Here is a 26,784-nt window from a genome sequence, read left to right on the forward strand (position 1 = left end):
CGCTCAGACCTTCTTGACCCGGACTTGGCTGAACAGGCCGTGCGGACGGAAGATAAGCACCGCCAACAACAGCGCATAAGGCGCGATCTGGCTGTAGCCCGCGGCGATGTAGCGGCTGGCGAAGGGTTCGATCACGCCGACGATCAGGCCGCCCGCCAAGGCTCCGGGCAGGCTGCCGAACCCGCCGATGACCGCCGCCGCAAAGGCCTTGATCCCCAGCAGCCCGGTGGTTGGATCGACCGAGCCCTTGGCGGCAAACAGGATGCCCGCGATCCCGGCCACGACACCGGCCAGCCCCCAGATGAAACCCTGCACACGCTTGACCGGCACCCCCATGTAATAGGCCGCCAGCTGGTTCTGCGAGGCGCCTTGCATCGCCAGACCCAGCTTGGTCTTGCTGAAAAACACGTAGAGCGCCCAGGTCAGCAGCACGGTCACGACGATGACCGCCACGTCCTCCATCCCCAGAACCAGGCCGCCAAAGCGGACCTCCTTGCCGGCCAGCGGATTTTCCAACGTCTGCGGCTCGTGGCCCCAGATCAGCCCGGCGACAAAGCGGATCACGAAGCCCAGGGCGATGGTCAGGATGACCACGGCGGTCTGGCTTTCTCCGAACAGGCGGCGGATGATCAGCCGATCCAGCAGATACCCCAGCGCGCCCATGATCCCCAGCGAGATGGGTAGGGCCAGCCAGAAGGGCAGGCCCATATATTCGGTATTGGTCAACCCGATGGTGACGAAGGCGCCCAGCATCATGAAATCGCCCTGGGCGAAGTTCACCGCTTCGGTCGCCTTGTAGATCAGCACGAAGCCAAGCGCGATCAGGCCGTAGACACAGCCATTCGCCAGCCCGCTGATCAGCAGCTGTGCGTTGTCCAAATTCTCCTCCCAATTGCCGGTTGGCCCGGCGTCTTTTGCGCACCCCGGATCTCCTCCAATCTCCGGGGGGCTTATTCTACTATGGCGTGATGATGACCTTCCCGTCACTCTTTTTCAGCGCATCGGCCAGGCCCGATAGGATGTTCCGTAGCGACAGGTGCGCGGACACGTCGGTTTTCCAGCGTCCGTCGGCAAACCGGGCCTGCACTTCGGCCACCACGCGCATCTGGTCCTCGGGCGGCGTGGACATCATCCACTGAGTCAGCCAGAACCCTTCGATCCGCTTGCTCATGAAAATCATTTGCCCCATCTGGGTCAGTCGCGGGGCCTCGGTGCTCAGCTTGCCATAGCTGACCCAGCGCGCGCCGTTGGGCATGGCGCAGAAGATCTGCTCGGACAGTTGGTCGCAGACCGCATCCAGAAACACGCGCGGTTTCAGGGTTGCGCTGGTCTGCGCGAATTTCTCGACAACATCGCTGTCGGTGGTCACAAGAACCTCGGCCGCGCCGTGGAATTTCAGCAATTCGACCGCCTCGGCCCGGCGAACCATGGCGATGGGCTTCAGCCCCAGATCACGCCCCAACCCGCACATCAGCTTGCCCAACTGGCTGGTTGCCGCCGATACGACAAAGGACTCTCCGGCCGATTTGGCGATATCGACCATCGCCATCGCAGTCAGCGGGTTCACGATCTGCGCGGCCCCGTCGTCATCCGAAATCTCGGCGCGCAACGGGATGCACATCTGTGCCTGGGTCAGCGCATATTCGGCCCAGGCCCCCGAACCCGAGGCGACGAAAGCCACGCGCTGGCCCATCAGCGCCTCGGCCCCTTTTCCGGTGGCGACCACGTCACCGCACCCCTCGAAGCCAGCCGGGGCGCCCTTGACGCGTGGCTGGCCATATTCACCCTTGATGAAGTGGATGTCGGACGGGTTCACCGAAGCGGCGCGCAGACGGATCAAAACCTGACCGGGCCCCGCAGCGGGCACCGGGATTTCGACCTCTTCCAGCCAGTCCGAGGCTTGCTCGATCACAGGTCCGGTGGCGGTTTTGGCGTATCCTTCGAATTTCTGCACCACGGCGAACATGGTTTTGGGCAACTCGGTCACTTTGCTCTTCCTCTTGGGTCGTTACCCGATTGTTTGTGGCCCGTCCCAAGCGGGTGGATTGCCCGCACGCTGGGATCAACCAAGGCCCAAGCCGATCAGGGCAGCCTGTTGAAGCCAAGCCAAGCAAATGCGGCCCTGTCCGTCAATCGACCCGTTCCGTTACGTTACGGAAGCCACTCGGCATGGCCGGACATCCTGGGCCAGGCTGCCGGGCGGCCCAGGTAAACCTCATTGGATCAGCAGGTTGCGTAATTCCTGCAGCTTCAGGGCGGCGGTTTCCGGGGCCGCCTTGATCTCGTCCAGAATGGCAATGACCTTGGCCTGGATGTCCTGGCTCAGCTGACTGTTGCGCACCTCGTCAACCATCTTGTCATAGTCGAACTGATCCGCGGTCAGCATGCCCTCCTGAACCCAAGCGTTGATCAGTTCGCTTCCCTGAGCCGTCAGCGCAGCCACCTGATCGCTGGTCTGATCGGCAAGGTCAGTGGCGGCCTGACCCGCCTGCTCGGCAGTTTCCGAGGCCTGCTCGACGACTGAAGACGCAGCTTCGCTGGCTTGATCTCCAGCTTCCGAAAGTGCTTGCTCTGCGGCTTCGGTCACGGCGGTCGCGGCGTCGCCGATGGCCTCTCCGGCCTGTTGCGCGGCCGATTCAAGTTTCTCGGCCGGAGTGGGTTCGGGTTGGTTCAAATACATGTAGGCGCCGACGCCTAGAACGGCGATGACGGCAATAAGGATCAGGCGGGACATCACGGGTCTCCTCTTTGGATGCATGGTATCGAGATGTGCTCAAACTAGTTGAGTTCAAAAGGTAAAACCCGTGTTTTCCTTCCCCGATCCGCGTTTGAGCCGCCGGGCGCTGATCGACGCAGTTCGGCCGGCAAGATCACGCCGTCGCGGGAAAACGGCGCGATGAATTCATCCAAGCCGCGTACTGCAATGCGATTATGTATGGGGATAGTGGCGGAGAGACAGGGATTCGAACCCTGGGTGGGCTTGCACCCACAACGGTTTTCGAGACCGCCCCGTTCGACCACTCCGGCACCTCTCCGCGGGGGTCTGTGAGGGGGGGATTTAGTGATGATCGCCGGAGGGTGCAAGCAGAAAATTCGTCAATATCGCATCCGGCCGATTTTCCATTGCCTGAGCGATGAAATATCCTAGGCTGAAGCCCATGCAATACACCATTACCTTCATCGCTCGTATCGCTATTTTCTCGCTGGGTCTGCTGTTTGCGCTTGGGCAGGCGGCGCAGGCCGCAAGCCGAGACCGGATTGAGGCCTTCCTCGAAACCACCGGATTCGACGTGGCGCTGGAGAGCATCGCGCTGGCGTCCGCTTCGGCGCCTCAGATGGTGGGGATCGACCCCGAGGGGTTCGGTTCGCAATGGACACGGTTGTCGGAAGAGGTGTTCGACACCGAAAAGATGCGCGAAACCGCTGTGTCCATACTGGAGCAGACGCTTAGCGACGAGGCCCTGGCCCATGCGGTCGAGTTCTATGCCTCGGATCTGGGGCAGCGACTGGTCGAAGCGGAGAACGCCTCGCACATGATCGAGGACGATGACGCCAAGCAGGCCGAGGGTCTCAGGATCGTGGCCGATCTGGTCCGAGAGGGGTCGATGCGGGTCGAGATCCTCAAGCGGATGAACAGGGCGATCGACGCCAGCGAAACGGCGCTGCGGGCGGTCCAGGAAATCCAGGTGCGTTTTCTTCTGGCTGCCAGTGCGGCCGGTGTCATCGATCTGCAACTCGACGCCGACGGCCTGCGCGCGATGATGAAGGCGAACGAGACCCAGATGCGCCAATCAATGCAGCAGTCGGCGTTGGCCAATGCCGCTTATACTTATCAAACCTTCTCGGACGCCGATCTCGAGGCCTACACCCGCGCGCTCGAGCATCCGTTGATGCAGCAGGTCTATGAACTGCTCAATGCGGTGCAGTACGAGATCATGGCGACTCGGTTCGAGACGCTGGCCGCGCGGATGGCCGAGCTGCGCCCGGTTCAGGACATCTGATGCGGGTCGTTCTGACCCTGTGGCTGATCTGCGCCGGATGGGCGGCCGCCGCGGCAACGTCCGAGACGGCCGAGCGGTTGGCTGCAGCGCTGCACCTGCGCGAGGTGGCGCAGATTCTCAGCAACGAGGGCGTTCAGCAAGTCGGTGACATCGACGCGGCCATGCTGGAGGGCCGGGGCGGCTCGTATCTGCGGGCTCAGATCGAGGACCTCTATGACCCTGCGTGGATGCATGATCGGCTGATCGAGTCCCTGGCCGCCGGGATGACCGCGACCGAGATGACACAGGCGGCCGTGTTTTTCGAGGGCGAGACCGGCCGGACGGTCGTTCGGCTCGAGAATTCCGCCCGGCGGGCCTTTTCGGAAGAATCGATCCGGCAGGCGGCCTTGGACGCCCTTGCCGGGGCGGATCAGGAGGCCGAGTTCTTTCGCTTGATCGACGAATTTGTCCAGATCAATGACCTAGTGGACCAGAATGTCGCCGGCACCCTCGGCGCGGATTACGCGTTTTTGCGCGGGCTCGCCGACGGGCAGGGCGTGGTCGCGGACAGTGACCAGATGCTGGCGCAACTGCTCGAACAGGCCGGAGAAACCGAGGATGACACGCGCGAATGGCTGTATTCGTTCCTGATGTTGGCCTATGGTCCGCTTGATCCGGCGCAGCTGCGCGAAAACATCGCTTTTTCCCGGACCGAGGCCGGCCGGGCGCTGAACCGCGCGTTGTTTGCGGGGCTTGGCGACATGTACGAGGATCTTTCCTATCAGGTTGGCTTTACGGTGGGGCAGGTTCTGAACGCATCAGATCTTTAGGCGCGGTTTGGTGTTGACTTTGGGCCGGTATCCATGGATAAGCGCGCATCCCGGCCGGAACCTCCGCGCCGGGTCTCGTTATTGCTGGCCGGACGGGTGCGCCCTGATGGTCGTTCATCCGCCCGAAAAGGGCGCGCTGTTCGAGGTGGCTTTGGCCGAAACACCCGTCTGACGGGGACCACAGAACGCGGTAGAAAAAGGAAAGACGCATGTTTGCAGTCCTCAAGACTGGCGGCAAGCAGTACAAGGTTCAGGCGGGCGACGTGCTCCGCGTTGAAAAACTGGCTGCCGACGCAGGTGAAAAAGTCCAATTCAACGACGTTCTGATGCTGGGTGGCGATGCCCCCGTTGTCGGTGCGCCGTTCATCGATGGCGCGGCCGTTCAGGCAGAAGTGATCGAACAGATCAAAGGTGACAAGGTCATCAAATTCGTCAAGCGCCGCCGCAAGCACAGCTCGAAGCGCACCGTTGGCCACCGTCAGAAGCTGACCCTGGTCAAGATCACGGACATCCTGCCCTCGGGCGCGGACAAGTCGGGCGTAAAGGCCGCCACCGGTTCCGCACCGGCAGGTGAAGTTGCGAAAGCAGCGAAACCCGCCAAAAAAGCCGCTGCCAAGGCAGAGGCCCCGGCCGATGCTGCCGCTGACGATCTGACCAAGATCACCGGTGTTGGTCCCGCAGCTGCCAAGAAACTGGCCGAAGCCGGTATCGAAAGCTTTGCCGCTCTGGCCGCCTTGTCGGACGAGCAGATTGCTGCTATCGAAACGGTCAAAGTGAAACCCGAATGGGTTGAGCAGGCCAAAGAGCTGGCCAAAGGCTAAGGAGAGAGAGAATGGCACATAAAAAAGCTGGCGGTTCCTCCCGTAACGGCCGCGACTCAGCGGGTCGTCGCCTTGGCGTGAAACTGTATGGTGGCCAGGCTGCCGTTGCAGGCAACATCATTGTGCGTCAGCGCGGCACCAAGTTCTGGCCGGGCGAAGGCGTTGGCATGGGCAAGGATCATACCATCTTTGCAACCGTTGATGGCGCCGTGAAGTTCCACAAGGGACTGAAAAACCGCACCTTCATTTCGGTCCTGCCAGTGGCGGAGGCCGCAGAGTAAGCCGAAACCCAGAAGGTTTAAGAAAAATTCATGGGGGACCGGCACAAAGTGCCGGTCCCTTTTTCGTTTTGACGCAGATGTGATCGAAAACCCCGATGCCCGTTGCGACCACCAGTTTCCTGATCTTTGCCGCCAGCCAGGTCGGCACGCCGGGACCGGCCAACATGGTCCTGTTGGGAACGGGTGCGCGCTATGGGTTCCGCGCGGCACTGCCTTTCGTGGCGGGCGTGATTCTGGGCAAGCAGCTGATCATCTGGCCGTTGGGCTTTGGTCTTCTGCAACTGGCGGAACAGGCCCCCACCGCGTTTGCAGTTCTGAAATACGCTTCGGCGGCTTATATTTGCTGGCTTGCGTGGAAAATCGCCAACCTTCGCCTGTCCAATCAGGGCGCGGGCGAGTCGGTTCCCGGATTCTGGGCCGGGTTGGTGGTGCATCCACTGAACCCCAAGGCGTGGGCGATGATCATCGCGGGGTTCACCGGTTTCGTAGCGGCGGGGACATCGGTGCTGAGTGCGACGCTCACGATCGCGCTCGTTCTGTTGACTTGCCAGTTGGTCCTGCATCCGATCTGGACCTTTGCGGGGGATAGAATTGCCCGCGTGGTTGCGGGAAGGCCGGCGGAAAAATATCTGATGTGGACTCTCGCGGGTCTGACTGTTGCATCCGTACTTTTCGTGTTGTTCGGAGGAGGAACACACCAATGAAACTTGAGGCAATCATAAATCAGCCGGTCATTGATACCGAGCGGTTCGACCTGCGCCCGCTGCGCCGGTCGGACATGGGCCTGATCGAGCATTACGCAGGGGACGAGCGCGTGGCGCGCATGACCACGTCGATCCCGCACCCTTTGCCGCCCGGTTCGATCGAGGCTTTCGTAACCCGCGCCATGGCCGAGGATCGGGACGAGGACGTCTGGGCCATGGACGCCACCAAGGATGGCGGGCCCGAGTTGATCGGGGTGATCTCGCTCAAGCGGCTTGATCGCAACCAGTCCGAAGTGGGCTATTGGGTCGCGCCCTTGTACTGGAACACGGGCATCGCCTCGCTGGCGGTGGAAGCGCTGGTTCAGGCGAACCCGCTGGAAAACGCCACGATGTTTGCCAGCGTGTTTCAGGACAATCCCGCCTCGGCGCGTGTTCTGACCCATTGCGGGTTCCAGTATCTTGGCGATGCCGAAAGCTTCTCGGTGGCGCGCGACGCAAATGTGCCCACCTGGACGTACAGCAAAAAACTCTGACTTGTGGCCGATGGGGCCTTTGCAGTAGGGGACTGACATGAAATTTCTCGATCTTGCAAAGGTCTACATCCGGTCCGGGGCCGGCGGTAGCGGGTGCGTCAGCTTCCGACGCGAAAAGTACATCGAATACGGCGGCCCCGATGGCGGGGACGGCGGCAAGGGCGGGTCCGTCTGGGCCGAGGTCGTGGACGGGCTGAACACCCTGATCGACTTCCGTTATCAGCAGCATTTCTTTGCCAAGAACGGCCAGCCCGGCCGGGGCCAGCAACGCACCGGCAAGGATGGCGACGACATCATCCTGCGTGTGCCCGTCGGAACCGAGATCTTGGACGAGGATCAGGAGACGGTGATCGCCGACCTGACCGAGGTGGGGCAACGTGTCCTGCTGGCGCGGGGTGGCAATGGTGGTTTTGGCAACCTGCATTTCAAATCGGCCACAAACCAGGCGCCGCGCCGGGCCAATCCGGGGCAGCCGGGCGTAGACCGTACAATCTGGTTGCGTCTGAAATTGATTGCCGATGTGGGGCTGCTGGGCCTGCCGAATGCGGGCAAATCGACCTTTCTGGCCGCCACCTCGAACGCCCGGCCCAAGATCGCCGATTATCCCTTTACCACGCTGCACCCCAATCTGGGCGTCGTCGGCGTGGACAACGTAGAGTTCGTGGTGGCCGACATTCCCGGCCTGATCGAAGGCGCGCATGAAGGCCGCGGCATCGGCGACCGTTTCCTGGGCCATGTCGAACGCTGCGCGGTGTTGCTGCATCTGGTCGATGGCACGTCTGAGACCATCGCGCAGGACTATCACACCATCATCCACGAGCTTGAGGCCTATGGCGGCGCGCTGGCCGACAAGCCCCGTATCACCGTGCTGAACAAGATTGACGCGTTGGACGAAGAACAGCTTGAACTGGCCAAGGCCGAGCTGGAAGAGGCCGTGGGTGGCCCTGTCATGACCATGTCGGGCGTCGCCCGGCAGGGCGTGACCGAAGTTCTGCGAGCCCTGCGCGCCCAGATCGACGAGAACCGCCTGCGCCAGAAACCCACCGAGGAGCGCGAGACGTGGCAGCCCTGACCGACGCAAAGCGCCTGGTGGTCAAGATCGGCTCGGCGTTGCTGGTCGATCGTGCGACCGGCAAGCTGCGTTCGGACTGGTTGCATTCGCTGGCGCAGGACGTGGCGTGGCTCAAAGGGCAGGGGACGGATGTGGTTCTGGTCTCTTCCGGTTCGATCGCCCTGGGGCGCGGTGTTCTGGGCCTGCCCGCAACCGCACTGTCGCTGGAGCAATCTCAAGCCGCTGCCGCCGTCGGGCAGATCCGGCTGGCGCGGGCCTATGAAGAGGCGTTGGCACCGCACAACATCACCACGGCGCAGGTTCTGGTGACGCTCGAAGACAGCGAGAACCGCCGCCGGTACTTGAATTCGCGCGCGACGCTGGAAACTCTGCTGGGGTTGGGTGTTGTGCCCATCGTGAACGAGAACGATACGGTGGCCACGGATGAAATCCGTTACGGCGACAATGATCGCCTAGCCGCGCAGATCGCCGTGACCGTCGGTGCGGACCAATTGATTCTGCTGTCCGATGTCGATGGATTCTACACCGGCAACCCTGCCGAGGACCCTTCTGCCACCCGGTTTGACGTGATCGACGCGATCACGCCCGAGATCGAAGCGATGGCCGGTGACGCCGGTTCGGGGCTGTCCAAGGGCGGCATGAAGACCAAGCTGATGGCCGCGCAGATGGCGACGGCGGCGGGCTGCGACATGGCGATTACGGAAGGATCGCCTTTGAACCCGCTGAAACTGCTGAACAATGGCGCGAACAGCACTTGGTTCAAGGCCAAGCTGGACCCGCATGCGGCGCGCAAACGCTGGATCTCGGCGATGAAGCCGCGGGGCGAGATCACGGTCGATGCAGGGGCCGCGCGCGCGCTGGAGAATGGCAAAAGCCTGTTGCCTGCCGGCATCGTCGAGGTGACGGGCGATTTCGGACGGGGCGACCCGGTGGCCATCAAGGACCACGAGGGCCGACGCATGGGATTGGGGCTCAGCCGCTACACCGCGTACGAGGCCGACGCCATCAAGGGTCGCAAATCCTCCGAGATCGAGGACACCCTCGGCTATCCCGGCCGTGCGGTGATGATCCACCGTGACGATCTGGCTTTGTAGCCGCGAAAACTGATAGATTTGGCTGGTCCGACGACCGGAAAGGCAGATGACATGAAGGACTTTGACAGCATTCCCGCCCTGATGGCCGATCTTGGCAAGCGCGCCAAGGATGCGTCTCGGGACCTGGCCTTCGCCTCGGCCGAACGCAAACACGCGGCGTTGATGGCCGCCGCCGAAGCCGTGTGGAAGAAGCGCGCACAGATCATCGAGGCCAACAAGAAAGACCTGGACTATGGCCGCGAAAAGGGTCTGAGCCCGGCCATGATGGACCGTCTGATGCTGGACGAGGCGCGCATTCAGGGCATGGTCGACGGGTTGCGCACCGTGGCCGAACAGACCGATCCGGTGGGTGAGGTTCTGGCCGATTGGGACATGCCCTCGGAGCTGAACATCCGCCGGGTACGCACCCCGCTTGGCGTGATCGGCGTGATCTATGAAAGCCGCCCGAACGTGACCGCGGATGCCGGGGCGCTGTGCCTGAAATCGGGCAACGCCGTGATCCTGCGCGGCGGATCCGAGAGCTTTCATTCCTCGACCGCGATCCACGCCTGTCTGGTCGAGGGTCTGAAGGCCGCAAACCTGCCCGAGGATGCGATCCAGCTGGTCCCGACCCGTGACCGGGCGGCGGTGCAGGAATTGCTGACCATGACCGACTATGTCGACGTCATCGTTCCGCGCGGCGGCAAGGGGCTGGTCGGGCTGGTTCAGCGCGAGGCGCGGGTGCCGGTTTTTGCCCATCTTGAAGGGATCGTGCACATCTACATCGACAAGGCAGCGGATCCGCAGAAAACGCTGGACGTGGTGCTGAACGCCAAGACCCGCCGTACCGGCATCTGCGGTGCGGCAGAATGCCTGCTGGTGCATCAGGATATCGCGGAAACGCTGGGGCGCGACGTGATCGCGGCGCTGCTGGCCGCGGGCGTCGAGGTGCATGCCGCAGGTGCGCTGGCCACCGAAGGCACTGTGCCGGCCAGCGATGACGATTGGGGCAAGGAGTTTCTGGACAGCATCATCGCCGCAAAACCGGTGGCCGATATCGACGCGGCAATCGCGCATATCCGCCAATACGGATCGAACCACACCGATTGCATCATGACCGAGGATCAGTCAGCCGCCTACCGCTTCTTTGAACGGCTCGACAGTGCGATCTTGATGCACAACGCCTCGACCCAGTTTGCCGACGGAGGTGAGTTCGGAATGGGCGCCGAGATCGGGATCGCCACGGGCAAGATGCACGCACGCGGCCCGGTGGGGGCGGCGCAGCTGACCAGCTTCAAATACCTGGTGCGCGGCAACGGCACGACGCGCGCCTGAGTCGCCGCGTCAAAACCGCAGCACCACGCGGGTCGCGCCCGTCTCGGCCGTGACCCGTCGGCCCTGTGCGGCCGCCGTCTGCGGCAGCAGGGCGAATTGCACCTGCGCCGGCGTAACCTTGTTGGCGAATGTGCCGGTCGGAAGGCTTTTCCACAGGTCCGGATCAACATTCATGCGGTCGGCCGTACCAGTGACCGTCCATTTGTCGCCCACGCTGTCGATCTTGACCTCGCCGCCCATCGGCATGGCGCTTTCGCAGCACATGATGGCCAGAAAGGCCAGTTTGATCTGATTGCGCGGCATCGGCTCGGTGACGTTCCAATGCACCCGGACACGGCCCGCACGCTCGACATCACGCAGCAGGTCCGTCACTTCGCTGCGGCCCAGCGGCTGATCGCTGGCCGCGCCAAAGGCCACGCGGAAGAACCGGATTCGCGCCCCGGCGCTGCCGACGCTGCCTGTGATCAGCTCCATCTCGGGGCCTTGGGTGCCGCCAACCATTTCCAACAGCTCCAGCCCATTGGTGATCGCGCCGATCGGGCTGATCAGATCGTGGCAGATCCGAGAGCCGATCAACTCGGCCAGGTTGACGTTAGTGTCGCCCATGCGTACCTCCTGAAATATCCGCCCATGCACGACCCGGAGCCGCCGCATGACAGATATGAATGCCATTCTTGCACCGGGCATGTATGTCCGCCACCCCGATTTCCCCGATTGGGGTGTTGGACAGGTCCAGTCCAACATCGCGGGCAAGATCACCGTGAACTTTCGCGACCAGGGCAAAGTGGTGATTGACGGAACACGCATCGCCTTGATGCCGGTTCTTGATCCCTGAAACTGGTTTAGGAAAGGTTAACGGTGCTCGCCACCCGGTTCGTGTTGCCATTCGCCGTGCGGCTGCGGTATCAGCGCTGAGATCGCAACTGGAAACCGACCTTGCCAAATGCCGGACGCAGGCCTTTCATTCAAAGTCAAACTTGCCGAAACCGATGACGAACTGCGCGCGGCGCAGCGACTGCGTTATGACGTCTTCGTGCGAGAACTGGGCGGCGGTGGTGAGATGGTCGATCACGCCGAACGCCTTGAGCGCGACCGGTTCGATCCGTATTTCGATCACATGCTGGCCTATGACGACTCGACCGGTGCGGTTGTCGGCGTCTATCGCCTGCTGCCCGGAGACCGGGCGGCCGAACTGGGCCAGTTCTATTCCGAAGACGAATATGACCTGACGGACCTGAAGCGCAGCGGGCGCAAGCTGCTGGAGCTGGGCCGGTCCTGTCTGCATCCCGACTATCGCGGCGGAACCGCGATGTATCATCTGTGGAACGGGCTGGCACGCTATGTGGCCGAGCGGGACATCGAGGTTCTGTTCGGAGTCGCCAGTTTCCACGGAACCGACGTGCAGGCGCTGGCGCAGCCCTTGTCGATGCTGCACCACAAGCACCTGGCCCCGCCAGAACTGCGCGTGCGGGCGCAACCAGACGTGTTTCAAAGCATGGACCTGGTCGCCCCCGACAAGCTGGACCGCCGCGCGGCGATGTTGCAGGTGCCCGCGCTGATCAAGGCCTATCTGCGGCTGGGCGGGTTCGTTGGGGAGGGGGCCTTCATCGACCACGCCTTCAACACCACCGATGTCTGCCTGATCCTTGACACCGCGCGCATGAACGACCGGCAGAGGCGCATCTATGGCGGAGCGTGACGTGATGAACCAGGTGCTTTGGTACAGCGACGACGCCCCCGATCCGGTCCGGCTGGGCCCGCTGGGCTGGGTTCTGGTGCTGGTGCGCGGGCTGCCGTTGGCGCTGTTGGTGTTCGTTGGGCTGATCGTTCTGCTGACCATCCGCCTGTTCGAACGCCCCCTATGCGGGATACGCCGCCCGGTTTCGGCCTATGTCCCGCAATTCGTGTCGCGCAACGCATTTCGTATCCTGGGCATCGGTTTCCAGACCTCGGGCGCGTTGATGCGACAGCACGGCGCGGTTGTGGCCAACCATTCATCGTGGCTGGACATCTTCGCGCTCAATGCCCGAAAGCGGGTGTATTTCGTGTCCAAGGCCGAGGTGGCCAAATGGCCCGGCATCGGCTTTCTAGCCCGCGCCGCCGGGACCGTGTTCATCGAACGTGACCGCAGAAAGGCCCACGCGCAGACCAAGCTGTTCGAAGAGCGCCTGAAAGCCGGGCACAAGCTGCTGTTCTTCCCAGAAGGCACCTCGACCGACGGGTTGCGGGTTCTGCCTTTCAAAACAACGCTTTTTGCGGCGTTCTTCGCCGAGGAACTGCGTGACTTCATGTATGTTCAGCCGGTGACGGTGATCTATCATGCACCAGCCGGGCAACCGGTCAGGTTCTATGGCTGGTGGGGCGACATGGATTTCGGGCCGCATCTGCTCAAGACACTGGGCGCGCGGCGTCAGGGGCGGGTCGAACTGATCTATCACGCGCCGGCCAAGGTCAGCGATTTTCCCGACCGGAAGGCGCTGGCGGCCCATTGCGAAGAGGCCATCCGCCATGCGCACGCCTGGGCGCGCCCTGAAAAATAGGGGCGTTTACCCCTTGCGTTGCCCGATATCCTGCCGTATACGCGCGCCATTCAAACCCGCAGGCGGGGTTTGGCCGTTTTGAGGGAGACATCCTCATTACGGCCGCCGGTTGGAGCAACCGCTTCTTTCACCCCCGCCAAGGCGTAAACCGGAAAAGGAAAACACAGCATGGCTCTTCCCGAGTTCACCATGCGTCAGCTGCTGGAAGCTGGCGTTCACTTCGGCCACCAGACCCAACGTTGGAACCCGCGCATGGCTCCGTACATCTACGGCGCGCGCAACGGTATCCACATCATCGACCTGACCCAGACCGTTCCGATGCTGGACCAGGCGCTGCAAGCCGTTCGTGACACCGTCGCCAAGGGCGGGCGTGTTCTGTTCGTGGGCACCAAGCGTCAGGCTGCTGGCCCGATCGCCGAAGCCGCCGAGAAGTCGGCCCAATACTACATGAACCACCGCTGGCTGGGCGGCACGCTGACCAACTGGAAAACCGTTTCCCAGTCGATCCAGCGTTTGAACCAGATCGACGAAGCCATGGAATCGGGCGCCGAAGGCCTGACCAAAAAAGAGCGTCTGGGCATGGAGCGTGACCAGGCCAAGCTGCAGGCCTCGCTGGGCGGTATCCGCGAGATGGGCGGCGTTCCGGATCTGCTGTTCGTCATCGACGTCAAGAAAGAAGCCCTGGCCATTGCCGAAGCCAACAAGCTGGGCATCCCGGTCGTGGCCGTGGTTGACACCAACTGCTCGCCCGATGGCGTGGACTATGTGATCCCGGGCAACGACGACGCAGCCCGCGCGATCGCGCTGTACTGCGACCTTGCTGCGCGCGCGGCGCTGGACGGCATGTCGGCGCAGCTGGGTGCCGCTGGCGTCGATCTGGGCGCATTGGAGGAAGCTCAGGCAGAAGAAGCCGTGGCCGAAACCAGCGAAGCCCCCGCCGAGGCGTAAGCTGCCTGTCACATGACTGACATATGGGGCAGGGTATGACCTGCCCCAATCCCATTTGAATTGAGGAGAGCCGAACCATGGCAATCACAGCAGCACTGGTGAAAGAACTGCGCGACGCGACGGGCGCAGGCATGATGGACGCCAAGAAGGCGCTGACCGAAACCAATGGTGACATGGAGGCCGCCGTCGACTGGCTGCGCACCAAGGGTCTGGCCAAAGCGGCCAAAAAATCGGGCCGCACCGCGGCCGAAGGCCTGGTGGCCGTCATCGTCGATGGGGGCAAGGGTGTTGCCGTCGAAGTCAACGCCGAAACCGACTTCGTCGCCAAGAATGCCGAGTTCCAGGAAATGGTCGGCGAGATCGCAAAAGCGGCGCTGAATGTCGACGATGTCGAAGCGCTGAAGGCCGCCGATCTGGGCGGCAAGACCGTTGCCGACATCCTGACCGACAAGATCGCCAAGATCGGCGAGAACATGTCGCTGCGCCGGATGGCCAAGATCGAAGGCGACAGCGTGGTGTCCTATGTGCACAACGCCGCAAACCCCGGCATGGGCAAGATCGGTGTTCTGGTTGCTCTGTCGGGTGGTGATGAAGCAATCGGCAAACAGATTGCTATGCACATCGCCGCCGTGAACCCGGCTGCTCTGTCTGAAGCCGATCTGGATCCGGCCGTGGTCGAGAAGGAAAAGCAGGTTCAGATGGACATCGCCCGCGAATCCGGCAAGCCCGAGCAGGTGATCGAAAAGATGATCGAAGGCCGCATGAAGAAGTTCGTGGCCGAGTCGACCCTGCTGAACCAGCAGTTCGTGGTGAACCCGGACCTGACCGTCGAAGCCGCGGCCAAGGAAGCCGGCGCAACCATCACCGGTTTCGTGCGCCTGGAAGTGGGCGAAGGCATCGTGGTCGAGAAAGAAGACTTTGCCGCCGAGGTCGCCAAGGCCGCGCAAGGCTGACCCGGCCAGCGCCCGGCAATTGTGCCGGGCCAACCAGACCGAACCGGTTGCGCCCCGCGCAGCCGGTTTTTTTAGTGCGAAAGTCGGAAGAAGAATGTCGGGAGGCCTCGCTACTAATGGGGATGGACGAGGCCCCCCGTGATTACCAACAACGGATCGCGGACGAATAAGCGCCCGTCGCCAGACGGTGGTCGAACTGCCTTGGAAATACAAGGATCCGACCCAATGTTCCCTGGCCAAAGCCACCACTCACGGAACGATATCACTGTGCGATTTTGGGGGCGTTCGGGAAAGTCATGTATTCCTTACCCAGCGTCAACTTGAAGTTGGGCGCGGGTGTGCAGGTTAGGCTTCCATGACGAATATCTGATTGTGCAGCGACGCCTTCAGCACGGCCTGGGCCGTGGTTTCGACCGATAGCGCCTCGCGCGCGAGACGCAGGTGTTTTTCGACCGTGGCCGAGGTCAGCCCCATCAGCAGCGCGATGTCCTGCGTCGTCTTGCCGTCTCCGACCCACTCCAGCGCCTCTCGTTGCCGTTTGGTTAGCGCGCGGTTCGGCGGAACATAGGGCAGGGTGAGGATCTTGAGATGCGCGACATTGTTCATGAGCAGGATATCGGCACCATGCTCGGCCCAGATCGCGTCCAATTCGTCCTGCGTGCGGCTCAGCGAGGCCAGCGAGATCGCACCCTTCGAGCGAACCGACACCGAGGTAAAGCTGACCGTGTAACCGACTGTTATTCCCTTGGATTTGTTGAAATCGTAGACCTTGCGCTCCTCGGCCGTCATGGTGCCGCTGGACATCATATCCTGGATCATGCGCCAACTGGCCGCACCTTCGTGATTCAGGGCCCATTTCAGCATCGGCGCGTGGAAATACAGCCCATCGCGCAGGAACCCGTCCATGTATTCCTTGCAGTGGTTGGTCAGGATCACGAAATCTTCGGGATCTCCCAGCGACGTAGGCGTGCGATATTGGGTATGGCCATACAGAAGCCGGTCGAACCCGTATCGCTCCATCTGGTCGGTATGAGCGGCCCAGAGCTCTTCTAGGGTTTTCACATAGCTCAGGAAATTCAGATACTCGCTTAGGTTCATGCGCCCCCCGTGTCCTGCAAATGACCGGCAAGGGCGTCCAAAGCCAGAACATAGCTCTGTGCGCCGAAACCGCAGATCTGCCCGAGCGCGACCGGCGCGATGAAGGATCTGTGCCGAAAGGATTCGCGTGCATGGATGTTGGACATGTGCACTTCGACCACCGGTAACTGGACGGATGAGATCGCATCCATCAACGCGATCGAGCTGTGTGTGTAGGCGCCGGCGTTCAGGATGATGCCGTCATGGACACCGCTTGCGGCATGAATGGCATCGATCAGGGCGCCCTCGTGGTTGGACTGAAAGGTTTCGACCGTCACGCCGATGGCTTTGCCATGCGCAACGCAGCGGTCTTCCAGCATCTGCAGGGTCGTATGGCCATAGACCTCGGGTTGCCGGCTGCCCAGCAGATTCAAATTCGGCCCGTTCAATACAAGAATACTGTGCATTATCATCCTGTCCCCATGCCTTTTCATAACCTTGAATCGCGCATGCGTCTACAAAGCTTGCTCGCATGAGGCGAACAAGGAGAATCGCACTGGCATTTTTGTTTTTCGGTATGGCCGCGTAGGCGTTCAGGCTGTCTCCATCGTGACCACAACTTTCCCGAGCACCGAACGATCCTCGATCAGTTCAAGCGCCTTGCCCGCCTCTTCGAGCGGAAATTTCGCGGTTATACGCGGTCGGATCTTGCCTGCCAGGTACAGTCCGAACAGCTCGTTGACGTTTTCCGCATGGCCCTTGGGGTCACGAAACACCGACGCGCCCCAGAACACGCCGACGATTTCGCAGCCCTTCAAAAGGGGCAGGTTGAGGGGAATATTGGGAATGCCGGCCGGGAACCCGACCACAAGATACCGGCCTTTCCACGCCATCGCCCGCAAGGCGGGTTCGGCATAGTCGCCGCCGACCGCGTCATAGACGATATCGACGCCTTCACCACCCGCAAGTTTCTTGATCTCGGCAGACAGGGCTTTTTGGGCTTCGCGATCCATGTCGCGGGGATAGACCAGGGTTTCGTCTGCGCCCAGGTCGCGGCAGAAATCGGCCTTGTCTTGCGAGGACACCGCTGCAATCACCCGTGCGCCCATGGCTTTGCCCAGTTCCACCGCCGCCGAACCGACGCCGCCCGCGGCGCCCAGCACCAGCAGGGTCTGGCCAGGCCGCAACGCCGCGCGGTCCTTGAGCCCATGATACGAGGTGCCATAGGTGAAGATGAAGCCTGCGGCGTCTTCGTAGGACATAGAATCGGGAAACCTGACGGCGCTGGCGGCCGAAACGCAGATCTGTTCGGCAAAGCCGCCATGCCCGGTCAGGGCCAGCACACGGTCGCCGACCTCCAGATCCGACACGCCATCGCCCAACGCGATCACGTCGCCCGCGATCTCGCCGCCGGGGGCAAATGGGCGGGGCGGCTTCATCTGGTACAGATCGCGGATGATCAGCGTGTCGGGAAAGTTAACGCCGGCGGCGCGGATGCGGACAGCAATCTGACCCTTTTTCGGCGCGGGATCGGGCAGGATGGTCAGTTTCAGGGTTTCCGGACCGCCCGGGGCGACGCTGAGTAAAGCTTGCATTTGGTATTCCGATCCTCGTCATCTGTTGGCTTGAAGGTCCGATTGCGGCGCGATGTTGTCAAGGAAGTTGTGAAATGCAATTCTGCACAGTGAAACGGATCGCGGCCGATCGGCAGGACGGATCGAAAAATTCGGATTGGGGAGGAGATCCATGACACCAGACAACCTGTTTTCTCTGAACGGAAAAATGGCGCTGGTTACCGGAGGTGCCACGGGAATCGGGCGCATGGCCGCCGAGGCTTTGGTGCGCGCCGGCGCGCGCGTGCTGATTGCCTCGCGCAAGGGCGCGGACTGCGCGGCCGTGGCCGATGAACTCAACGCGCTGGATGCGCCGGGTCGCGCCGAAGGGTTTGCCGGGGACGTCGGCTGCGAGGCCGGGATCGACGCGCTGGTATCCGAGGTCAACACCCGAACGCAACGTCTTGATATCCTGATGAACAACGCGGGCGTATCCTGGGGCGCACCTTTGGGGCAGTTCCCCTATGACGCGTGGGACAAGGTCATGTCGGTGAACGTGACCGGTGTGTTTCACCTGACGCAGAAACTGCTGCCGCTGTTGATCAAGTCCGGGTCCGATGATGACCCGGCCCGGGTGGTCAATGTCGGCTCGGTCATGGGCGAGGTTCCGATGGGCGATGGCGCCTACAGCTATTCGGCCTCGAAAGCGGCGGTGATCCACCTGACCAAGATCCTCGCCAAAGAGCTGTCGCCCCACCGCGTCACCGTCAATGCGTTGGCACCGGGGCCGTTCGTATCGCGGATGACCGCCTTTGCTACGGCGGACGAGGACAAACGCGAGAAGGTCGGGAAATCGGTGCCGCTGGGCCGTGTGGGTCGTGATGAGGACATCGCGGGATCGATGCTGTTTCTGTGCGGGCGCGGCGGCAGCTATGTGACAGGCGCCGTGATTCCCGTCTCGGGCGGTATCAACGTTCTGACCGGGGGGAACATCTTTGCCGAAGCCATGTAACGGTCGCGGAACAGGACGGGTGACATGACCCAAGACTCCAACGAACTGGACCTCGCTGCGGTCGATGCCTATCTCGGCGCGCATCTGCCGGGCTATCGCGGCCCGCTCGACGCCACCAAATTCGCGGTCGGGCAATCCAACCCGACCTACGAATTGCGGACACCGGAACGGCGCTATGTCCTGCGGCGCAAACCGCCGGGCGCGTTGCTGAAATCCGCCCACGCCGTTGACCGCGAATACCGGGTGCAACGCGCTTTGGCCGACAGCAATGTGCCTGTGCCGCGCATGTTGCTGTTGTGCGAAGACGAGTCGGTGATCGGCTCGGCCTTCTACGTCATGGAGCGGCTTGAGGGGCGCATCTTCCTTGAACCCACGATGAAAGGCGAAAGCAACGAAACCCGCGCCGCGATCCTGCACGAGATGAACCGGGTGCTGGCCGAGTTGCACATGGTCGACATCGATGCGGTCGGCCTGTCAGATTATGGGCCGACGGGCAACTACTATGAACGGCAGATCTCGCGCTGGACCAAACAGTACCGCGCATCCGAGACCAGTACCATCGGTGACATGGATCGGTTGATCGGCGCGCTGACCGCCTCGATCCCCGAGGAGGACGGGCAGAGAACGCTTGTTCACGGTGACTACCGTATCGACAATCTGATGTTTGACACCGTCGGCACCCGCTGCGTGGGCGTTCTGGATTGGGAGTTGTCGACGATCGGCCACCCCTATGCCGATCTGGCCGCGGTCATCATGCAATGGCAGATGCCGCCCGGAAAAGAGGGGCGCGGCCTGGCCGGCATAGACCGCGCAGCGCTTGGACTTCCGTCCGATGCGGAATTCATCGCCGAATACTGTGCCCGGCGCGGGTTGTCAGGAATCGACAATTTCGGCTTTTACCTGGCGTTCAATTTCTTCAGGATGGCGGCCATCCTTCAGGGGGTCTACAAACGGGCGCTGGACGGCAATGCATCCGACCCGACCCGCGCACAGGCTTTCGGCGCGTATGTTCCGATCTTCGCCCAACACGGGCTTGCGGCCCTGGAATCGCGGGGCGATTGACCAGTGACCACCCGCCGGGCACAGCTGGAACCAGATGAAAAGGACCGCAACTTCGTCACGGCCCTGGCTCGGGGGCTGCAGATCCTGCGGGCATTCCGGCACGGCGATACCGCGCTGACCAATACCGACTTTGCCGACCGCACCGGCCTGCCAAAGCCGACCATTTCCCGGTTGACGCATACGCTGTGCCAATTGGGGTACCTGGTGCAGGATCAGCCCGGCGGCGCCTATCGTCTGGGGGTCGGAGTTCTGCGGCTGGGCTTCGGCGTTCTGGGCAGCACCGATATCTGCGAACGCGCTGGCGAGGTTCTGCGTGAACTGCGCGCCGGCGCCAACCCATATCTGACGGCGGCCCTGGGCGAAGCGCACCGCGCCGAGGTCGTCTATGTAGCCGTCAGCCGATCCACCCAGAACGTCGCGCTGACGATGCATGTCGGTTCACGGTTGCCGCTGTTCTCGTCGGCGATGGGGCGCGCCATTCTGGTGGGCATGACCCCCGATCAACGCGCCGCCGCCGTCGAAGCGGCCCAGCAGGATCTGGGGCTGCAACGCGACGATCTGCAGCGATCGATAGAAATGGCGCAGGATGAATATGTTGCGCGCGGATATTGCACCGGTTTCTCGCTGTGGCGGGATGACGTGCACGCAATTTCGGTGCCGGTTCCTTCGGCGGATGACGGGCGGGTGTTCGGCCTGAACATCGGCGGCCCGAGCTTTTATGTGACGCCCGAAGAGCTTGCCTCTGAACACGCCGCCAAGCTGATCGACGCGGCCAGGCAACTGAGTCTGCGGCCATGACGGTTGCCACACGCCCCTGCATTGGTGGATTTACTATCAGGGAGGTCGCGCCATGACCTTTGCCCCTACACGGCTGGAACGCATCAATTCCTGGATGCAAGCCTATGTCGATAGGAAAAAATATCCCGGCTGCTCGGTTCTGCTGCGCCACGGCGGCGACGAGGTGCATTTTCACGCTTGCGGTCAGCGCAACATCGAGGCGGGCTTGCCTTTCACGCGCGACACGATCGTGCGCATTTATTCCATGACCAAGCCGATCACTTCGGTTGCATTGATGATGCTGGCAGAACGGGGACTTTTTCACCTGGATGCCCCGGTGTCCGAGTTTTTGCCCGAATGCCTGGACATGCAGGCGCTGATCCCGAATGCGACGCGGTTGGATCAGACCGAACCGGCGCCGTCGCCGACGTTGCACCAATTGCTGACCCATACCAGCGGGCTGAGCTATCCGTTCAATCCGGGCCTTCTGCCGGCGGAGATGGACGCGCGCGACTTGATCTTCAAGCCCGATCAAGGCTGCCTTGCCGATCAGGTGCAGGCGCTGGCCGACCTGCCGCTGGCCTTTCAACCGGGCGCGCGATGGGAATACTCGGTTGGCATCGACGTGATCGGGCGCGTGATCGAGGTTGCATCGGGCCAGACTCTGGACCGGTTCCTGGCCGAAAACGTATTTGCGCCGCTGGGCATGACGGAAACCGGGTTTTCCGTTCCTACGGGGGCAGGGGAGCGGTTCGCGTCCCTGTACACCCCGCTTGAGGGCGACGCGATGGCGCTGAATGCCGCCAAAGCAGGCAATGAGACGCTGCGGTTGGTCGATCAGCCCGGCGAGTCGGCCTTCGAGGCAGCTACGCTGTTTTCCGGTGGCGGCGGGCTGGTCGGTACCATCGACGACTATGCCCGCTTCGCCGATATGCTGCGCAACCGAGGCACCGGTAACGGCAATCGTCTGCTAGGGCCAAGAACCGTGGAATTCATGGTGCGCAACCACTTGCCGGGCGACATTGCATCAATGGGACCGCAGAGTTTCGCCGAACAGCCGATGGAGGGCATGGGGTTCGGCATCGGCGGTGCAGTGGTTTTGGACCCGGCCCGCGCCCGCACGCCCGGCTCGGTCGGAGATTTCAGTTGGGGCGGCATGGCGTCCACATTTTTCTGGATCGACCCGGTTCTCGATCTGACCGTGGTGTTCTTCACGCAACTGGCACCGTCCAGTTCCTATCCGTCGCGATCTCAGTTGAAGGCGCTGGTCCAGGCCGCCCTGATTGAATGACCGTCGCGGGGCTGCTAGGCGAGGCCTGAACCGTGATTCCGGAGACAAGCCCATGACCGAAGCCGAACGCATTCTGCTGGATCTGCTGGATATCGAACGCCTCGAGGTGGACCTGTTCCGCGGCGTGGGCTCGGGCGGAGAAACGCCAACGCGGATTTTCGGCGGCCAAGTGATCGCCCAGGCTCTGGCGGCGGCCTACAAGACGGTCGAGGACCGGCTGTGCCATTCGTTGCACGCCTATTTCATCCGCCCCGGTGACCCGGATATTCCGGTTGTTTATCAAGTGGATCGCGCACGAGACGGAGGCAGTTTCACAACCCGTCGCGTGGTGGCGATTCAGCACGGCAAGCAGATCCTGAACATGTCGGCCTCGTTCCACATTCAGGATGAGGGTTGGGAGCACCAACACCCGATGCCGGATGTCGCGCCGCCCGAAAAGCACCCCTCGCGCGATGACCTGCGGCAGCGGTATCTTACCCGCGTACCGAACCATCTGCGCGCGGAATTGCTGCGTGAACGCCCGATCGAAGTGCGAGAGGTCGATCCGCTGGACATCTTTCAACCCGTAAAGGCCGATGACCGCAATTTCCTGTGGTTCCGCATGGGCGCCGCCGATCAGGCCGATCACGTCACGCAGCACCTTCTGCTGGCCTATGCCTCCGACATGGCGCTGCTGAGCTCGGGGATGAGGCCGCATGGTCTGAGTTGGTTCTCCGGAGAGATCAACGGCGCCAGCCTGGACCATGCGATCTGGTTCCACGCGCCGGTGCAATTCCAGAACTGGCACCTCTACGCGATGGATGCGCCGTGGACGGGGCAGGGGCGCAGCTTCAACCGCGGTGCGATCTATGCGCAGGACGGTACGCTGGTGGCGTCGGTCGCGCAGGAAGGCCTGCTGCGCCGCGCCCGGAAAAAGCCTTAGATATCTCCGACAAACTGTTGATTAAGCTTCCGCATTCCGCTCAGCCAGCGGTCATAATCAGCGATTTTTAGCCGCATGTAGTCCAGAACCTGCGGATGCGGAAGCACCAGGAATGTCTCGGCGCGGATGGCCTCGACGCAGGCCTGAGCCACGTCCTCGGGCTCGAGCATTCCGTCGATCGAGGCGACCGATTCCTCGAACCCCTTGGTCATTTCCGAGCGTACCGCCTGGGGGCATAGGACCGAAACGCGGATACCCTTGTCGCCATAGGTCAGCGCCAGCCATTCGGCAAAACCCACGGCCGCGTGTTTGGTCACGCCATAAGGCGCCGCGCCGGGCTGATTCAGCAGACCGGCGGCGGAAGCGGTCGTCAGGATATAGCCGCCACCGCGCGCGACCATGCGCGGCACCAGATGACGGGCCGTCCAGACATGCGACATCACGTTGATCTTCCAGATCCGGTCCCAGTGGTCGTCGGGCACGTTCAGTCCGCCCAGGGTCAGTATCCCGGCATTGGCACAGAACAGATCGATCGGGCCGACCGAGGCCTCGACGTTGTCGATCAGATCACGGATGTCATCCTCGTTGGCAACGTCGCATCGGATCGCGTGACCACCAATGGTGCTGGCAACCATCTGGGCGCCATCCAGATCAATATCGGCGCAGACGACCCGGGCGCCTTCGCGGGCGAAGCGCTCGGCCAATCCTTTGCCAATTCCATGGGCCGCGCCGGTGATGACAGCGATCTTGTCCTGCAATTCCATGTCGTGTTCCGCCTTCATTGGTTTCGCTGTCGACGGTAACAGCATGAAAACACGCCGCCAACGTGGACGTGGCGGCGTTGGCACTACCCAAAGTTACCATAATACCGATTACGCGTATCTCGTGTGAGATCAGTAGAAAGCCTGCAAACCGGTCTGTGCCCGCCCCAGGATCAAGGCGTGGATATCATGCGTGCCTTCATAGGTATTCACAGTTTCCAGGTTGACCATGTGCCGGATCACCTGGAATTCCAGCGAGATCCCGTTCCCACCATGCATGTCGCGGGCCATGCGCGCGATGTCCAGCGCCTTGCCGCAATTGTTGCGCTTGATGATCGAGATCATCTCGGGCGCGGCTTCGGCCTGATCCATCAGGCGCCCGACCCGCAGGCTGGCCTGCAGGCCCAACGCGATCTCAGTCTGCATGTCGGCCAGCTTCTTCTGGAACAGCTGCGTCTGGGCCAGCGGACGGTTGAACTGTTTGCGATCCAGCCCATATTGCCGTGCCGCGTGCCAACAGCACTCGGCCGCGCCCATCACGCCCCAGCTGATACCATAGCGTGCGCGGTTCAGACAGCCGAACGGCCCCTTGAGACCCTGAACATGCGGCAACAGCGCGTCCTCGCCGACTTCGACGCCGTCCAGAACGATCTCGCCGGTGATTGAAGCACGCAGGCTGAGCTTGTTCTCGATCTTGGGCGCGCTGAGCCCTTTGGCGCCTTTGTCCAGCACGAAACCGCGGATCTTGCCGTCATGCGCATCGGACTTGGCCCAGACGACGAACACGTCGGCGATCGGCGCGTTCGAAATCCACATCTTGCTGCCGGTCAACCGATAGCCGCCGTCGATCTTCTCGGCCCGGGTCTTCATCCCGGCCGGATCCGATCCGGCATCCGGCTCGGTCAGTCCGAAACAGCCGACCCATTCGCCGCTGGCCAGTTTGGGCAGGTATTTGCGGCGCTGCTCCTCGCTGCCATAAGCATAGATTGGATACATCACCAGCGAGCTTTGCACCGACATCATAGAGCGATAGCCGGAATCCACGCGCTCGACCTCGCGCGCGACCAGGCCATAGGTCACATAGCCCGCGCCGATGCCGCCATATTCCTCGGGGATCGTGGTGCCCAGCAGGCCCATTTCGCCCATCTCGCGAAAGATCTCGGGGTCGGTTTCCTCATTCTGGAAAGCAGCCGTGACCCGAGGCTGCAGCTTTTCCTGCGCATAAGCGCGGGCGCTGTCGGCCACCAGGCGTTCGTCCTCGGTCAGTTGATCGTTCAGGCGGAACGGATCATCCCAGGCAAATCGGCCCAGATCGGGCGCATCCTTGGCGCGCAGCGCGGGTTTTGTATCGGGGGCATTCATGTCTTCGCTCCGGATTTCAAGGTTTGCGGCACCCTACCCCGCAATTTGCGCAAAATACAGCGAGACATTTGCAAGGTTTCATGAGTAAAACGCATGGATGGAAACCAAACGCCGCCTGTTCCCGTCGATCTCATCCCTGCGCGCGCTCGAGGCGTTGGATCGTCTCGGCTCGGCCTCCGCCGCCGCGGACGAACTGTCATTGACCCAGAGCGCGGTCAGCCGGCAATTGCAGACGCTCGAGGCGCAGCTGGGTGTTCGGTTGATCCAGCGTGACCGGAAACGGCTGTCGTTGACCCCGGCGGCTCGGGAGTATGTGGCCGAGATCCGTCAAAGCCTGAACCAGATCGCGCAGGCTTCGTTGCGGCTGCATGTGACGCCGGCGGGCGGCACATTGCAGTTGGCCATTCTTCCGACCTTCGGAATGCGCTGGCTGGTACCACGCTTGCCCGATTTTGCGCGGCTGCATCCCGACATCACGATCAATATGTCGACCCGGCTGCGCCCGTTCAATTTTTCCGCCGAACCCTTTGATGCAGCGATACATTTCGGCGAACCGGATTGGCCCGGAACCGAGCGGCTGCTGCTGAAGGTCGAGCGTGTCGTGCCGGTGTGTGCGCCCGCGCTGCTGCCGTCCGGTGCGCCCAAGGATGCGGCAGAGTTGCTGAAACTGCCTTTGCTGCACATTCAGACCCGACCGCGCGCCTGGCAGGAGTGGTTCGCGCAGCAGGGCGTGACAGCGCCCAGCCCCCTGCCCGGCACCGTCCATGACCAGTTTACCACCATCAACCAGGCGGCGGTTCACGGGTTGGGCGTGGCGCTGCTGCCCAGCTATCTTATCGAGCAGGATTTGGCCACCGGGCGGCTGATCACCGCCTTTTTGGGCGCCGTCGAGACGATGGGCGCCTATTACCTGGTCTGGCCCAGCACGAAGTCAGGCGATCCGTCGCTGCGCGAATTCCGGCACTGGCTGGCATCGCAGGCCCAAAACGAAGAAACCCTGCCCCGCTGATCGCGCCGCGTTCAGACGGTTTGCGATGTCGTGTCCGCCTTGGGCCGCGACTCGGTCGGACGCTCGCCGGTGACAAGATAGATCACCTGCTCGGCGATCGCCGTCACGTGGTCGCCCATGCGCTCGGTGTTCTTGGCGATGAAATGCAGATGCATGCAGGCCGTGATGTTGCGCGGGTCCTCGGCCATGAAGGTCAGAAGCTCGCGGAACAGGCCGTTGTACATCAGGTCCACGTCCTCGTCGCGTCGGATGACGTCCTGCGCCAGTTCGGAGTCGCGCTGGATATAGGCGTCGAGCGCATCACGCAGCATCGTTTCGACGTCTCGCGCCATACGGCGCAGCGCGGCCGCGCTGCTGCCGATATGCGGGGCCTCGACCAGCGTGGTCGTGCGCTTGGCGATGTTCTTGGCATAGTCGCCGATGCGCTCAAGGTTGCCCGACACTTTCAGCACCGACAGCACAAGCCGCAGGTCGCCGGCCGTGGGCGCGCGCAGGGCGATCAACCGCGCCGTTTCTTCATTGATCATGTCCTCGAGCGCGTCGATCTCCTTGTCGCCCTGACGCACCTGCTGGGCCAGTTCTTCGTCGCGTGTCTCGAGCGACCGGGCGGCGTTGCTGATGGCGACTTCGACCAGACCGCCCATCTTCATGATATGGGCTTGGACAGCTTCAAGATCGCGGTCGAATGCAGAGGCGATATGTTGTTCACTCATGGCGTATTCCTGTCCTCAGCCGATGCGGCCGGTAATATAGCTTTCGGTTCTCGGGTCCTGGGGCTTGGTGAAGATCTGGCCGGTGTCACCGTATTCGACAAGGCTGCCCAGGTGGAAAAACGCGGTTTTCTGGCTGACGCGGGCGGCCTGCTGCATCGAATGGGTCACGATCACA

31 protein-coding genes, 1 tRNA gene and 1 pseudogene are annotated in these 26,784 nt (G+C 62.2%); 20 read left to right on the forward strand and 13 right to left on the reverse strand.

Features of this window, described 5'->3' with window-relative positions; translation table 11 throughout:
• Positions 1–3: 3 nt before the first annotated feature.
• The 5 genes from AC2FMD_RS16880 to AC2FMD_RS16900 form a co-directional block, all read right to left on the reverse strand.
• Entirely contained in the window at positions 4–879 is an 876-nt protein-coding gene (locus tag AC2FMD_RS16880) for a branched-chain amino acid ABC transporter permease (RefSeq protein ID WP_170450009.1), read from the reverse strand.
• 79 nt (positions 880–958) lie between these two features.
• Positions 959–1,987: a zinc-binding dehydrogenase gene (locus tag AC2FMD_RS16885; RefSeq protein WP_496741193.1), complete on the reverse strand. Its 1,029-nt coding sequence runs from the start codon at positions 1,985–1,987 to the stop codon at positions 959–961.
• A 228-nt stretch (positions 1,988–2,215) separates the two neighbouring features.
• The gene (locus AC2FMD_RS16890) at positions 2,216–2,734 is read right to left on the reverse strand and encodes a hypothetical protein (protein WP_496741191.1); all 519 of its coding nucleotides are present in this window, start codon (positions 2,732–2,734) and stop codon (positions 2,216–2,218) included.
• A 44-nt stretch (positions 2,735–2,778) separates the two neighbouring features.
• Entirely contained in the window at positions 2,779–2,910 is a 132-nt protein-coding gene (locus AC2FMD_RS16895) for a hypothetical protein (protein ID WP_496795266.1), read from the reverse strand.
• Between the two features lie 35 nt (positions 2,911–2,945).
• A tRNA-Ser gene (locus AC2FMD_RS16900) sits at positions 2,946–3,035 on the reverse strand.
• Positions 3,036–3,158: 123 nt separating this feature from the next.
• Between AC2FMD_RS16900 and AC2FMD_RS16905 the strand changes: the two genes are divergently transcribed.
• The 9 genes from AC2FMD_RS16905 to AC2FMD_RS16945 all read left to right on the forward strand — a co-directional run bounded on the left by AC2FMD_RS16905 (position 3,159) and on the right by AC2FMD_RS16945 (position 10,629).
• Positions 3,159–4,001 carry a DUF2059 domain-containing protein gene (locus AC2FMD_RS16905; RefSeq protein ID WP_496741189.1) on the forward strand — a complete coding sequence of 281 codons (843 nt, stop codon included), beginning with the start codon at positions 3,159–3,161 and terminating at the stop codon, positions 3,999–4,001.
• On the forward strand, positions 4,001–4,810 hold the full coding sequence (locus tag AC2FMD_RS16910) for a DUF2059 domain-containing protein (RefSeq protein WP_496682934.1): 810 nt from the start codon (positions 4,001–4,003) through the stop codon (positions 4,808–4,810). The genes AC2FMD_RS16905 and AC2FMD_RS16910 overlap by 1 nt, the downstream gene beginning before the upstream one ends.
• A 209-nt stretch (positions 4,811–5,019) precedes the next feature.
• Entirely contained in the window at positions 5,020–5,631 is a 612-nt protein-coding gene (locus AC2FMD_RS16915; RefSeq protein ID WP_496682937.1) for a 50S ribosomal protein L21, read from the forward strand.
• Positions 5,632–5,642: 11 nt separating this feature from the next.
• Entirely contained in the window at positions 5,643–5,912 is a 270-nt protein-coding gene (rpmA, locus tag AC2FMD_RS16920; protein WP_005983052.1) for a 50S ribosomal protein L27, read from the forward strand.
• Between the two features lie 95 nt (positions 5,913–6,007).
• The gene (locus AC2FMD_RS16925; RefSeq protein ID WP_093962047.1) at positions 6,008–6,616 is read left to right on the forward strand and encodes a LysE family translocator; all 609 of its coding nucleotides are present in this window, start codon (positions 6,008–6,010) and stop codon (positions 6,614–6,616) included.
• A complete protein-coding gene (locus AC2FMD_RS16930) occupies positions 6,613–7,149 on the forward strand; it encodes a GNAT family N-acetyltransferase (RefSeq protein WP_496741186.1) in 537 nt (178 codons plus the stop codon). The genes AC2FMD_RS16925 and AC2FMD_RS16930 overlap by 4 nt, the downstream gene beginning before the upstream one ends.
• A gap of 37 nt (positions 7,150–7,186) precedes the next feature.
• Positions 7,187–8,221, forward strand: a complete 1,035-nt coding sequence (obgE, locus tag AC2FMD_RS16935) for a GTPase ObgE (protein WP_005983058.1) — start codon at positions 7,187–7,189, stop codon at positions 8,219–8,221.
• Positions 8,209–9,315 (forward strand): glutamate 5-kinase, encoded by a 1,107-nt coding sequence (gene proB, locus AC2FMD_RS16940; protein ID WP_496741184.1) that lies wholly within the window; start codon positions 8,209–8,211, stop codon positions 9,313–9,315. Before obgE ends, proB begins: the two co-directional genes overlap by 13 nt.
• Positions 9,316–9,366: 51 nt before the next feature.
• A complete protein-coding gene (locus AC2FMD_RS16945) occupies positions 9,367–10,629 on the forward strand; it encodes a glutamate-5-semialdehyde dehydrogenase (RefSeq protein WP_496741182.1) in 1,263 nt (420 codons plus the stop codon).
• Positions 10,630–10,638: 9 nt separating this feature from the next.
• Here AC2FMD_RS16945 and AC2FMD_RS16950 read toward each other — a convergent pair whose 3' ends face one another.
• Positions 10,639–11,235, reverse strand: a complete 597-nt coding sequence (locus AC2FMD_RS16950) for a histidine phosphotransferase family protein (protein WP_496741180.1) — start codon at positions 11,233–11,235, stop codon at positions 10,639–10,641.
• A 46-nt stretch (positions 11,236–11,281) separates the two neighbouring features.
• On the opposite strand from AC2FMD_RS16950, the gene AC2FMD_RS16955 reads away from it, so the two are divergent.
• From AC2FMD_RS16955 to tsf, 5 genes are all read left to right on the forward strand, one after another.
• Positions 11,282–11,464 (forward strand): DUF3553 domain-containing protein, encoded by a 183-nt coding sequence (locus AC2FMD_RS16955; RefSeq protein ID WP_496682951.1) that lies wholly within the window; start codon positions 11,282–11,284, stop codon positions 11,462–11,464.
• A 108-nt stretch (positions 11,465–11,572) separates the two neighbouring features.
• Complete coding sequence (olsB, locus tag AC2FMD_RS16960; protein WP_496741178.1) at positions 11,573–12,328, forward strand: L-ornithine N(alpha)-acyltransferase; 756 nt, start codon at positions 11,573–11,575, stop codon at positions 12,326–12,328.
• Positions 12,315–13,169 (forward strand): lyso-ornithine lipid O-acyltransferase, encoded by an 855-nt coding sequence (gene olsA / locus AC2FMD_RS16965; RefSeq protein WP_496795267.1) that lies wholly within the window; start codon positions 12,315–12,317, stop codon positions 13,167–13,169. Before olsB ends, olsA begins: the two co-directional genes overlap by 14 nt.
• A 168-nt stretch (positions 13,170–13,337) precedes the next feature.
• A complete protein-coding gene (rpsB, locus tag AC2FMD_RS16970) occupies positions 13,338–14,117 on the forward strand; it encodes a 30S ribosomal protein S2 (RefSeq protein WP_496741174.1) in 780 nt (259 codons plus the stop codon).
• A 77-nt stretch (positions 14,118–14,194) separates the two neighbouring features.
• Positions 14,195–15,070, forward strand: a complete 876-nt coding sequence (gene tsf, locus AC2FMD_RS16975; protein ID WP_496682959.1) for a translation elongation factor Ts — start codon at positions 14,195–14,197, stop codon at positions 15,068–15,070.
• Between the two features lie 345 nt (positions 15,071–15,415).
• On the opposite strand, the gene AC2FMD_RS16980 is transcribed toward tsf, so the two are convergent.
• The 3 genes from AC2FMD_RS16980 to AC2FMD_RS16990 all read right to left on the reverse strand — a co-directional run bounded on the left by AC2FMD_RS16980 (position 15,416) and on the right by AC2FMD_RS16990 (position 17,742).
• On the reverse strand, positions 15,416–16,168 hold the full coding sequence (locus tag AC2FMD_RS16980; RefSeq protein ID WP_496741172.1) for a helix-turn-helix transcriptional regulator: 753 nt from the start codon (positions 16,166–16,168) through the stop codon (positions 15,416–15,418).
• On the reverse strand, positions 16,165–16,614 hold the full coding sequence (gene aroQ / locus AC2FMD_RS16985; protein WP_496741170.1) for a type II 3-dehydroquinate dehydratase: 450 nt from the start codon (positions 16,612–16,614) through the stop codon (positions 16,165–16,167). Before aroQ ends, AC2FMD_RS16980 begins: the two co-directional genes overlap by 4 nt.
• Positions 16,615–16,740: 126 nt before the next feature.
• The gene (locus AC2FMD_RS16990; RefSeq protein WP_496741168.1) at positions 16,741–17,742 is read right to left on the reverse strand and encodes an NADPH:quinone oxidoreductase family protein; all 1,002 of its coding nucleotides are present in this window, start codon (positions 17,740–17,742) and stop codon (positions 16,741–16,743) included.
• Between the two features lie 151 nt (positions 17,743–17,893).
• Between AC2FMD_RS16990 and AC2FMD_RS16995 the strand changes: the two genes are divergently transcribed.
• Genes AC2FMD_RS16995 through AC2FMD_RS17015 form a run of 5 tightly spaced genes read left to right on the forward strand, consistent with a single transcriptional unit; the run spans position 17,894 to position 22,764 of the window.
• The gene (locus AC2FMD_RS16995; RefSeq protein ID WP_496795268.1) at positions 17,894–18,712 is read left to right on the forward strand and encodes an SDR family NAD(P)-dependent oxidoreductase; all 819 of its coding nucleotides are present in this window, start codon (positions 17,894–17,896) and stop codon (positions 18,710–18,712) included.
• 24 nt (positions 18,713–18,736) lie between these two features.
• Entirely contained in the window at positions 18,737–19,774 is a 1,038-nt protein-coding gene (locus AC2FMD_RS17000; RefSeq protein ID WP_496795269.1) for a phosphotransferase, read from the forward strand.
• Between the two features lie 3 nt (positions 19,775–19,777).
• The gene (locus AC2FMD_RS17005; protein ID WP_496684362.1) at positions 19,778–20,572 is read left to right on the forward strand and encodes an IclR family transcriptional regulator; all 795 of its coding nucleotides are present in this window, start codon (positions 19,778–19,780) and stop codon (positions 20,570–20,572) included.
• Positions 20,573–20,624: 52 nt separating this feature from the next.
• Positions 20,625–21,842 (forward strand): serine hydrolase domain-containing protein, encoded by a 1,218-nt coding sequence (locus AC2FMD_RS17010; RefSeq protein ID WP_496741162.1) that lies wholly within the window; start codon positions 20,625–20,627, stop codon positions 21,840–21,842.
• A gap of 52 nt (positions 21,843–21,894) precedes the next feature.
• Positions 21,895–22,764, forward strand: a complete 870-nt coding sequence (locus AC2FMD_RS17015) for an acyl-CoA thioesterase (RefSeq protein ID WP_496741160.1) — start codon at positions 21,895–21,897, stop codon at positions 22,762–22,764.
• Here AC2FMD_RS17015 and AC2FMD_RS17020 read toward each other — a convergent pair.
• Both AC2FMD_RS17020 and AC2FMD_RS17025 read right to left on the reverse strand, forming a co-directional pair.
• Positions 22,761–23,528, reverse strand: a complete 768-nt coding sequence (locus AC2FMD_RS17020; RefSeq protein ID WP_496741386.1) for an SDR family oxidoreductase — start codon at positions 23,526–23,528, stop codon at positions 22,761–22,763. The two genes, AC2FMD_RS17015 and AC2FMD_RS17020, sit on opposite strands and share 4 nt — an antisense overlap.
• A 129-nt stretch (positions 23,529–23,657) precedes the next feature.
• Complete coding sequence (locus AC2FMD_RS17025) at positions 23,658–24,887, reverse strand: acyl-CoA dehydrogenase (RefSeq protein WP_496795270.1); 1,230 nt, start codon at positions 24,885–24,887, stop codon at positions 23,658–23,660.
• A 97-nt stretch (positions 24,888–24,984) separates the two neighbouring features.
• Here AC2FMD_RS17025 and AC2FMD_RS17030 point away from each other — a divergent pair, with 97 nt between their 5' ends.
• The gene (locus AC2FMD_RS17030; protein WP_496711088.1) at positions 24,985–25,896 is read left to right on the forward strand and encodes a LysR family transcriptional regulator; all 912 of its coding nucleotides are present in this window, start codon (positions 24,985–24,987) and stop codon (positions 25,894–25,896) included.
• A gap of 11 nt (positions 25,897–25,907) precedes the next feature.
• On the opposite strand, the gene phoU is transcribed toward AC2FMD_RS17030, so the two are convergent.
• Both phoU and AC2FMD_RS17040 read right to left on the reverse strand, forming a co-directional pair.
• Positions 25,908–26,609: a phosphate signaling complex protein PhoU gene (gene phoU / locus AC2FMD_RS17035; RefSeq protein WP_496711087.1), complete on the reverse strand. Its 702-nt coding sequence runs from the start codon at positions 26,607–26,609 to the stop codon at positions 25,908–25,910.
• Positions 26,610–26,624: 15 nt separating this feature from the next.
• Positions 26,625–26,784 (reverse strand): annotated as a pseudogene (locus AC2FMD_RS17040) (phosphate ABC transporter ATP-binding protein); the annotation flags it as partial.

This window comes from Ruegeria sp. BHSC276, from assembly GCF_059612945.1.